Annotated in this window: 14 protein-coding genes; 13 read left to right on the top strand and 1 reads right to left on the bottom strand. The window is 35.8% G+C overall.

Going from position 1 to position 9,256, the window contains the following annotated elements; translation table 11 throughout:
* Positions 1–13: 13 nt before the first annotated feature.
* Positions 14–478, bottom strand: a complete 465-nt coding sequence (locus C6988_RS06460) for a hypothetical protein (protein ID WP_182134244.1) — start codon at positions 476–478, stop codon at positions 14–16.
* Between the two features lie 100 nt (positions 479–578).
* On the opposite strand from C6988_RS06460, the gene C6988_RS06455 reads away from it, so the two are divergent.
* The 13 genes from C6988_RS06455 (at position 579) to C6988_RS06395 (ending at position 9,256) form a co-directional block, all read left to right on the top strand.
* Positions 579–734, top strand: coding sequence for a hypothetical protein (locus tag C6988_RS06455; protein ID WP_182134243.1), 156 nt, complete (start codon positions 579–581; stop codon positions 732–734).
* A 62-nt stretch (positions 735–796) separates the two neighbouring features.
* A complete protein-coding gene (locus C6988_RS06450; RefSeq protein ID WP_182134242.1) occupies positions 797–1,219 on the top strand; it encodes a hypothetical protein in 423 nt (140 codons plus the stop codon).
* Between the two features lie 68 nt (positions 1,220–1,287).
* Positions 1,288–1,545 carry a phosphoribosylformylglycinamidine synthase subunit PurS gene (purS, locus tag C6988_RS06445; protein ID WP_182134241.1) on the top strand — a complete coding sequence of 86 codons (258 nt, stop codon included), beginning with the start codon at positions 1,288–1,290 and terminating at the stop codon, positions 1,543–1,545.
* 93 nt (positions 1,546–1,638) lie between these two features.
* Positions 1,639–2,319, top strand: coding sequence for a phosphoribosylformylglycinamidine synthase subunit PurQ (gene purQ / locus C6988_RS06440; protein WP_182134240.1), 681 nt, complete (start codon positions 1,639–1,641; stop codon positions 2,317–2,319).
* Positions 2,316–4,478, top strand: coding sequence for a phosphoribosylformylglycinamidine synthase subunit PurL (purL, locus tag C6988_RS06435; protein WP_182134239.1), 2,163 nt, complete (start codon positions 2,316–2,318; stop codon positions 4,476–4,478). The genes purQ and purL overlap by 4 nt, the downstream gene beginning before the upstream one ends.
* A complete protein-coding gene (gene purF / locus C6988_RS06430; protein ID WP_182134238.1) occupies positions 4,471–5,910 on the top strand; it encodes an amidophosphoribosyltransferase in 1,440 nt (479 codons plus the stop codon). Before purL ends, purF begins: the two co-directional genes overlap by 8 nt.
* Before the next feature lies 1 nt (position 5,911).
* Positions 5,912–6,157: an Lrp/AsnC ligand binding domain-containing protein gene (locus C6988_RS06425; protein WP_182134237.1), complete on the top strand. Its 246-nt coding sequence runs from the start codon at positions 5,912–5,914 to the stop codon at positions 6,155–6,157.
* Positions 6,158–6,166: 9 nt separating this feature from the next.
* The gene (locus C6988_RS06420) at positions 6,167–6,475 is read left to right on the top strand and encodes a hypothetical protein (protein ID WP_182134236.1); all 309 of its coding nucleotides are present in this window, start codon (positions 6,167–6,169) and stop codon (positions 6,473–6,475) included.
* A 40-nt stretch (positions 6,476–6,515) separates the two neighbouring features.
* The gene (locus C6988_RS06415; RefSeq protein WP_182134235.1) at positions 6,516–6,797 is read left to right on the top strand and encodes a DUF427 domain-containing protein; all 282 of its coding nucleotides are present in this window, start codon (positions 6,516–6,518) and stop codon (positions 6,795–6,797) included.
* A gap of 35 nt (positions 6,798–6,832) precedes the next feature.
* The gene (locus tag C6988_RS06410) at positions 6,833–7,219 is read left to right on the top strand and encodes a hypothetical protein (protein ID WP_182134234.1); all 387 of its coding nucleotides are present in this window, start codon (positions 6,833–6,835) and stop codon (positions 7,217–7,219) included.
* 41 nt (positions 7,220–7,260) lie between these two features.
* Positions 7,261–8,085: a phosphoribosylaminoimidazolesuccinocarboxamide synthase gene (purC, locus tag C6988_RS06405; RefSeq protein WP_182134233.1), complete on the top strand. Its 825-nt coding sequence runs from the start codon at positions 7,261–7,263 to the stop codon at positions 8,083–8,085.
* A 286-nt stretch (positions 8,086–8,371) separates the two neighbouring features.
* Complete coding sequence (locus C6988_RS06400; protein ID WP_182134232.1) at positions 8,372–8,902, top strand: ArsR/SmtB family transcription factor; 531 nt, start codon at positions 8,372–8,374, stop codon at positions 8,900–8,902.
* A 42-nt stretch (positions 8,903–8,944) separates the two neighbouring features.
* Positions 8,945–9,256: a hypothetical protein gene (locus tag C6988_RS06395; protein ID WP_182134231.1), complete on the top strand. Its 312-nt coding sequence runs from the start codon at positions 8,945–8,947 to the stop codon at positions 9,254–9,256.

Here is a 9,256-nt window from a genome sequence, read left to right as displayed (position 1 = left end):
GACTATAATTTATCTACTTGCCAGGAATTGGCAGTAATTTTGCATCAGGCAGTCCGCCCTCTTTTTGTTCTTCAGGAGTGATGTCTTGAAACTCCAGCGTAATGGTGGCTTTGGTCTTGAATTTACTCTCCATCTCTTTTGCTAAAGAAGCAATATCCTTTGGAGAATAGATTTCCTTTGATTCTTTTAGGATTATTCTTTCACCCTTTTCCACCTCTTTTCCTCCAAACTTTCCTTTTAGAAAACTGGTAATTGATGGAAGCTCCTTTCTGTCAATATTGTTGTGATAATAGCAAATACCCTTGATTGGTGTGTAGTCATATGGAGTTCCGTTTCTATACATGTATACTCCGATAAAATTTGCATTCTCTTCTGGTTCACGAACACATTTCATATCCCAATTTAGCAGCTTATTTTGGTTATAGCTAAATTTCTCTACTTCATCGGGAGTTAATTTCCAATATCTTGCTCTGCCCATTTAATTTTTTTAAATCTGACCGAATATAAATTCCAACCCTAGTGCTAATCACAAAATTGGGGTGTTAATCCCTTTTATTTGATTAAGAAGATCATAAATTATGGGAATTCGAGCTACAATAGTTATAGACGAATCAAACATGGAAAAATTGCGTAATTTGCAATCAAAGATGATTAGAACATCTACTAAATCAATCAGTTTTTCAAATGTTGTAAATCAAGTGATAGAAGAAGGCTTGAAGCGTTTCAAACCCTAAGTTTTCATATTTAGTACAATAATCGGGGAACAGTTTATCTTTGAGCTTGTATTTTGTAAGATATGGCACAAACTGGAAACCAACCAACTGATTGGGAAAAACTTTGGAAACAATACACTCAATCATTAGATAACTGGAAGCAAATGTTTGATTCATTTCAAAAAGCCAATTCTGAGATGCAAAAAAACTTTAACCATGTTATGGAAAAGGCATTTACTGAATCCTCCCCAGATACTGTTAAACAATTTGGTGAAAATTGGCAAAAAGCACTAAATCAAGCTGGAGTTGATGCATTCAAACAATTTGGAGAAAGTTTTCAAAAATCCATGACAGAATCTAATGTTGAAGCCTGGAAACAATTTGCAGAAAACTGGCAAAAAACCTATAGTGAGTCTGGAATGGATCAGATGAAAGCATATGGCGAAATGATGAAAAAATTTGCCGAAACTTGGGATTTTATGTGGCCACAAAAAACCAAAAAATAACCAAGGCTACCATCTCAATTTTATTAATTTAAGATAAACATATTATCTTTTGATAATCATGAAATTTTATGGCAGAATATGTCGTTCACGTGATAATTGAAAACAAACCTGGAATCAGTGATCCTGAGGGGGATACTATCCTAAATGACCTGATATTAAAAGGGAGTTTTTCAAATGTAACGAAGGTACGTTCTGCACAGATGCTAAAGTTTACCGTAAAGGCAAAGGACAAGAATACTGCAAAGTCTCAGGTTCAAAAAATTTGTGATGACCTTAGAATTTACAATCCGATGGTAAGCAAAATCTCTTTGAATATAGAATCATAAGGTAATTTCATTTTCGGGATGCGATCATAACAATCATTCTAAATCAAATTTTTCTGGATTGAGATTAAATAACCAAAGAATCTACTCCAATATGTGAAGGTCGGAGTCATAGTCTTCCCTGGAAGTAATTGTGATCGAGACATGTTTCATGTCTTAACTGATGTCTTCAATCTAAAGGCACAGTATTTCTGGCATGAAAAAGGATTACCAAAAGATCTTGATGCTATAGTTCTACCTGGTGGATTCTCATATGGCGATAGATTACGTGCGGGAGTAATTGCAGCCCATAGTCCAGTCATCAAAGATGTAAAAAAGATGGCTGAAAAGGGAACTCCTGTTTTGGGTGTTTGTAATGGATTTCAAGTTCTAGTTGAATCTGGATTACTACCTGGTGTTCTCTTGAAAAATACTTCACTAAATTTTATGTGTCAATGGACAAATCTTATTGTTGAGAATAACTCTACGCCATTTACAAACAAGCTAAAACTACATCAAAAGATTCCAATTCCCATTGCAAATGGGGAGGGCCGATATTATGTTGATGAATCGACATTAAAACAATTAAAGAAAAAAAATCAAATTGTATTTAGATATGAGGAGACCGTTAATGGCTCCCTTGATAAGATTGCCGGAGTTTGCAATGAAGATGGAAATGTTGTTGGAATGATGCCTCATCCTGAGCGGGCAACAGAGCCTGAAATTAATCCAATTGATCACAAGCCCTCCTCATTGATCTTTGAATCTCTAATCCAGAAAATTGGTGTTAAAAATTGAGCCTAGAAGAGCAAGAATTAGCTCATTTGAAATCCAAAATCAAAAGAAATCCAACTCCCACTGAAATTCAAATAGTTGCAGCTGAATGGTCTGAGCATTGTTCGTACAAATCCTCAAAGAAACATCTCAAAATGCTTCCGATGACAGGACCTCTTGTAATCTCTGAGAAAGGATATGATTCTGGGGTTTTAGATGTGGGTGATGGATATGTGGTGACAGTTCACATTGAGAGTCATAATCATCCTTCTGCAGTTGAACCATATGGTGGTGCAGCAACTGGCGTTGGTGGAGTAATACGTGATATTCTCTCTGCAGGAACAAGACCGATAGCAATTTTTGATGGATTACGATTTGGAAACATCCAAAAAGATCAGCAGGCTAGATGGCTTTTCAAAAACGCAGTATCTGGAATAGCAGATTATGGAAATTGCTTGGGAATTCCAACTATTGGAGGGGAAGTTGAATTTGATGACTGTTATGAAAATTACGCCCTTGTCGATGTTGCAGCAATTGGATTTGGAAAAAAAGAACGATTAATCAAAAATCATGCAAACGTTGGTGATGTAGTTGTACTGCTTGGTGGTTCTACTGGTCGTGATGGAATAGGTGGTTCTCAATTTGCATCTGATTCATTAGAAACTGAAGATCGTTCTGCAGTTCAAATTCCTGATCCTTTTATTGAAAAATTAATCATTGAAGCAATCTTAGAAGCACGTGATGCAAAACTAATTCATGCCATGAAAGATCTTGGTGGCGGTGGATTATCGTGTGCAATTTCTGAAACAGCCGATACACTTTCAATTGGAATTGAATTAGATGTAAATACCATACACACACGAGAGCCTGGAATGCATCCAAATGAAATAATGACTTCGGAATCTCAAGAAAGAATGCTAATAATAACATCCAAATCAAAATTAAAAAAACTACAAGACATTTGCAAAAAGTTTTCCATCAAGTGCTCAATGATTGGTGTTGTAAAATCAAATAAAATGATGCATGTAAAAAAAGGAAAAAAGACATTTGCAAATTTACCTACTGAAATTGTGGCAAATGCACCCTTATTAGATAGACCTTCAAAAAAGCCACGTTATCTTGAAAAAATAAAAAGCGATGAGAAGATCAAAACTCCTTCTAACCTTTCTTCAGTATTGCTAAAGTTAATTGGATGCCCAAACATTGCGTCAAGACATTGGGTTTATGGTCAGTATGATCATGAAGTAGGAATACGAACTGTGACTAAACCTGGTCGTGACGCATCTGTTCTCAGACTAGATAATGAAAAGTTTCTTTCCGCAAAAATTGATGGTAATCCAAAACATTGTTACCTTGACCCAAGAGAGGGTGCCATTGGATGCTTTGAGGAAGCATGCAGAAACGTTGTCTGCACTGGGGCAACTCCGATAGGGATGGTTGATCACTTGCAATTTGGCAATCCTGAAGATCCAGAAATCTTTTGGACATTTTTAGAATCACTTAAAGGCTTGACAGACTATGCCAAAGAATTCAAAATACCTTGCGTTGGCGGAAAGGTTAGCTTTTACAATGAGACTCCAAAAGGACCAATCAAACCAACTCCATTAATTGGTGTTCTTGGGTTAATTGAGAAAAAAAATCCTCAACAAGAAAAGATTTCTGAAAATGACGTTTTGATAATTATCGGAAATACAAAAAACGAGTTGGGTGGTTCTGAGTATTATGAATACATTCACAACTTTATTGGAGGAAAATGTCCGGCAGTTGATTTCCATTCCTCAAAACAAAATATGCAGTTTGTCCTAGATGCAATTAAGAAAAATCTAGTCAAGCAGGCTCATGACTGTTCTAAGGGTGGATTGGCAATTGCGATCTCTGAACTATGTATCTGGAATGACATCGGATGTAATGTGTCAATAAACGAAGTGCCCTCTGAAAAAATGACTGATGATAGAATTCTTTTCTCAGAGTCACACTCTAGGTATCTACTTGTCTTAGACCAAAAAAATCTAAAAGAGATTGAAAATCTACTCCGAACATCAAAGATTCCATTTGGAATTATCGGTAAATTCAAGGGCGATCAGATGGTCTTTGAAAAAAATAAGAGCGTTATCGACCTAAGAGTTGATAAGGCACAAAAAACTTGGATGAATTCATTGAGGGAGATGATTTTGCATGCCTAAAGTAAAGGAAAACTGTGGAGTAATTGGAATCTTCAGTTTAGAAGGCGTAAATGTAATCCCGATGGCAATTGATGCACTACGGGCATTACAACATAGAGGACAAGAAGCATGGGGTATTGCAATTCCAAACAAAACACCCCTCAAAAAATTAGGATTGGTATCAAACTCCTCATCTGACTTTAAAAAAATTGCAGAAGAATATTCATCCCCATGTGTGATTGGTCATGTACGCTACTCTACAATTGGAAGAAGCAACCTGGATAATGCCCAACCTCTTAAGGTAAAGGATCTCTGTGTTGCCCATAATGGAACCATCGCAAATGTTCAAGAATTATCAAACATGGTTGGAGGTTGTTCTTTTACTCCTCAAAATGCAAGTGACACACTTGTTGCTGCACAGCGTCTGGTCTCTTTAATCTCAGAAAAAGGAAAGATTGGACCTGCCTTATCGATATTAAAAAATGAAATGATTGGCTCGTATTGTTTTACTTTTCTTTCAGATGATCATTCAGTTTATGCAGCAAGAGATCCAAAGGGATTCCGGCCAATGGTATTAGGCCATAAAGAAGACAGCAATACATACATCGTTGCATCTGAATCTTCAGCACTATCTGCAATTGGTGCAAGACTTGAGCGTGATGTTAAGCCTGGTGAATTAATCAAGCTTAGCAAAGATGGTATTGAAAATGAAATGTTTTCTAATGATAACAAAAGAGCACACTGTTCTTTTGAATTTACATATTTTGCACATCCATCAAGTAACATGGAAGGTGCAAACATCTATGTTGCAAGAAAAAGAATTGGTAAATTCCTTGCAAAAAAATTCCCTATAAAAGATGCAGACCTGGTCATCCCAGTTCCAGATTCTGCAAGACCTGCTGCATTGGGCTTTGCACAAGAATTGGGAGTGCCTTTTGATGAAGGACTCTTAAAAGATCGTTACAGCAAAAAAGGTCCACTACGAAGTTTCATTGAACCTCACCAAAGCGACAGAATAGAAATTAATCGTTGGATTATTCCAATTCGTGAAATTATTGAGGGAAAACACGTTGTTGTAGTTGATGATAGTTTAGTTCGTGGCACTAGCTCAAAAGCCATTATCAAAGCACTAAGACGTGCAGGAGCTAAAAAAATAAGCATGGTAATTACGTATCCTCCAATTCGCTTCCCATGTTATGCAGGAATTGATTTTCCCTCCAGAGATGAGCTTGCAACATTTGTTGAAGGAGAAAATGTTTCTGAAGAAAAAATCATTGAAAAAGTTCGTTCTGATATTGGTGCCGACTTTCTTGGATACAATGACGCAGAAAACCTTGCAGAAGCAGTAGGTATTGAAAAGGATTCAATGTGTTTTACTTGTTCAACTGGTAATTATGACTCACTAGGTATACAACCAGAATTTAAAACTAGAATTGAGATGAAAGGCGAATAAAATGGAGACAGCATATGTTCTAGTAAAAAGTTCAATGGCTCATGAGATGGAGGTCATGAATGCAATTTTACGTATTGATGCTGTAAAAGAAGCCCAAGGAACATTTGGAGTTTATGATATCTTTGTAAAGATTCAGGCCAACTCTTCAAAAGAGATTGAAGATGTTATAACAAAACAAATTCGCAGAATCGAAAATGTATTGTCTACTACAACTCTTTCTGTCATTCCTGAACAAGGCGGAAAATAATCCTCTAGTTTGAATCCATTATTCCAACTAAGTACAAGAAACTATGATAAAGAGTTAGAACTTGTTAGAAAAGCAATGCAAGAGCTAGAAACAACTTGTAATGTAAAAAACGGTTTTGAAATCTTTCCTCCTTCAAACATGGCTGGTTGGACATTTTTTAATTTGCAATTATCTTCTGAATTACTATCTGTCATAGAAACATCTGGGATGATGGAAGGTGCTTTAGGATTTCGAATTGGTGAACAAGTTAAAAATTTTGTAGGGCATTATCTTGAATCAAAAGGCAGTCAAGTTAGGATTAAACAAATCAATTATTGATAAAAAAATTTTTTAAATATGGATATTTTTTATCTGTATCATGAAAGCAATCTGGAATGATACTGTCATAGCAGAAAGCGATGATACTGTAGTAGTTGAAGGAAATCACTACTTTCCTGCAGAATCCATCAAGCAGGAGTATTTCATTCCAAGTGACATGACTACAAGATGTGGCTGGAAAGGAATGGCAAATTACTATTCTGTAACAATTAATGGAAAAACCAACAAAGACTGTGCATGGTACTATGCAGACCCAAATGATGCTGCTAAAAAAATTAAAGGCAGAATTGCATTTTGGAATGGCGTTGAAGTAATTTCTTGATGAATTTTTAATTATTAGATAGGCATTTTGTAAATGTGGATCGATACAAGCTATTGTTAGCTATCGGCATTGGTTCAATTGGTATAATTGCCATTGTAATTGCCATGGATATTTCAAAAATAGCTATTGCCACTCAAGATTATGATATCTATGTAGATCCATTGCTTGATGAACAAAATCTGTTTGTCATGGGGCGAGTTACAATACAAAACACTGGGCACAAAACACTCACTAACATCAAAGTAAATTTTGGCGGCGGTGATGTGTTAGAGTTGGGAACTCTAAGTGCCGGAAAGAAGGTTATCGTTTCTCCTCCACCCGATAATGAAATGAAGTATGTGATCGTAACTGCTGACAATGATATTTTTGTAAATAAGGCGTATCGAACACCACCAAAAATGGTGGGAATGATGGGTTCTTAGTTTGGGAGCAGTTAAATCTCCTTATTTTCAATTTTATTTGCTTGAAATTTCTTACTTCAGGAAAAGTAAAAGACATCTACGAGTTTTCTGAGACCGAAATTTTATTCAAATTTAGTAATAGGGTTTCTGCATATGATGTAAAATTCAAAGAAGAGATTCCAAAGAAAGGAGAAGTACTTTGCAAGTTTGCAGAATTTTGGTTTGAAAAACTACCTGTAAAGAATCATTTTGTTAAACGTAGTTCTGATACTGAAATAATTGTAAAAAAAATGAAAATGTTGCCAATTGAATGTGTCGTGCGTGGTTATTTTTATGGAAGTTTAGTGAATCGCTGGAAATCTGACACTGTGATTTTACCTAAAAACACTCAAACAGAACTTGCAGCTAAACTTACTGAACCAATTTTTGATCCTACTACAAAGTCTGAACATGACATTCCAATAACAAAACAATCTGCCATTGAGATGAATCTTGTAAGTAATGACGAATATGATTGGCTTTCTTCCAATTCAATTAAAATCTACAAAAAGATGTCTGAAATTGCTGATGATGCCGGTTTTATTTTAGCTGATCTTAAACTGGAGTTTGGAAAATTAGATGGGGAAATAACTTTGGGTGATTCTATTGGTCCTGATGAATACCGATTATGGTTAAAGGATGATTATCAGGTTGGAAAAATCCAAGAGGCATATGACAAACAATTACTACGTGATTGGCTGACTGCAAATGGATATCAAAAACAATTTGACACTCAACGGGAACAAGGAATTGAACCAACTCCTCCATCCATTCCTTCTGATATCATTCAAAGAATGACCCAAAGATATGTGACTGCATATCAACGACTTACTGGCCACGCTCTATAACTCGAATTTCATATTTTCTGGATTTGCCCATATTGCCCTATTTGGCATATTGGCCCAGATATTGTTGGCATTGCATCAAATTTTTTAATTTTTTTAACTTTTTTGTTTTGTTACAATAATTATTGTTATACTATCAAATTATTAGTAGTGCTAGAATAAACTTCGTTTTAATTACGAAATTATTCATTATGCTCTTAGAATAATAGTAACGAAAAAAAATTGATGCTATTAGACAAAAAAATATGATATGATTAACTTTTAGCTAACTTGTAAACAAGTCAGTAGGATGTCAACTCTGCTAGAGAAACAAATCGAAATCAATAGAATTGTCACAACAAGTGTTGATCAGGCACGTGCAATAGAAGACCCTGCACGAGCAAAAGTCCTGGAAATCTTGTACCGAAAATCATATTCGGCAGAACAGATTACAAACGAGCTAAAAAAATCTGGGTACAAAAAGGCCTTGACAACAATTCGACACCATTTGGATATTCTAAAAGAAGCTGGATTGATTGAGATTGTTAAAATTCAAGAAAGTAGAGGAGCAATAACCAAATACTATGGAACATCAACGAAACTGCTTGGGTATAATGCCCCCGAAGATTTTGACGCCAAATATTCTTCAGTGATCAAGAACACCTCCAAAAAATTAGAAGACATATTCAAGACCCTAGCCCCAAAGGCCGCTCCGAAAACTAAGAAGCAAAAATTAGATCCTGCATACTCTCAGTATGTGTTACTGGAGATAATGAATCGTGCTATGACTAAGGTAATGGAAAATACCTTTGGTCAAACAAAGAAAACTAAGAAAAACTAGCAGGTTGGAAAGACCTAAAAAAAGCGGGAAGAATATCCTACTGTGGTCAGGGTATTCTATACGCAAAAAACAGAGAATCTTCTCCAAAAGATGGAGCTCTCAGAGTGGAGAATACGCATACAAAAACAACTAGAACAGACGCATCAAGAGATGTCAGATGACTGGAAGATGTGTGCAATAGGTGAGCGAATAAAACTTGAAGGAAAAGAACTAGAGTCGATCAAGGATCTGTCCCCAGAAGCCATCAAATTGGGTTATGATTTCTCTGTGGCTTTACAAGAACGCGATAATCAAAAGGCATTAGAAATTATTGAAAAAATTGAATTATTAGATACGATTTGGCGTGTAAACTAA

It is taken from the genome of Nitrosopumilus sp. b1 (genome assembly GCF_014078545.1).
GTDB lineage: Archaea > Thermoproteota > Nitrososphaeria > Nitrososphaerales > Nitrosopumilaceae > PXYB01.
The sequence above is the reverse complement of the archived record's forward strand: the minus strand, read 5'-3'. Positions and strand labels throughout refer to the sequence as shown.

Coding starts and splice junctions, on each gene's coding strand:
- C6988_RS06460 (WP_182134244.1), bottom strand. CDS start 478: ATGGGCAGAGCAAGATATTGGAAATTAACTCCCGATGAAGTAGAGAAA.
- C6988_RS06455 (WP_182134243.1), top strand. CDS start 579: ATGGGAATTCGAGCTACAATAGTTATAGACGAATCAAACATGGAAAAA.
- C6988_RS06450 (WP_182134242.1), top strand. CDS start 797: ATGGCACAAACTGGAAACCAACCAACTGATTGGGAAAAACTTTGGAAA.
- purS (WP_182134241.1), top strand. CDS start 1,288: ATGGCAGAATATGTCGTTCACGTGATAATTGAAAACAAACCTGGAATC.
- purF (WP_182134238.1), top strand. CDS start 4,471: ATGCCTAAAGTAAAGGAAAACTGTGGAGTAATTGGAATCTTCAGTTTA.
- C6988_RS06425 (WP_182134237.1), top strand. CDS start 5,912: ATGGAGACAGCATATGTTCTAGTAAAAAGTTCAATGGCTCATGAGATG.
- C6988_RS06415 (WP_182134235.1), top strand. CDS start 6,516: ATGAAAGCAATCTGGAATGATACTGTCATAGCAGAAAGCGATGATACT.
- C6988_RS06400 (WP_182134232.1), top strand. CDS start 8,372: ATGTCAACTCTGCTAGAGAAACAAATCGAAATCAATAGAATTGTCACA.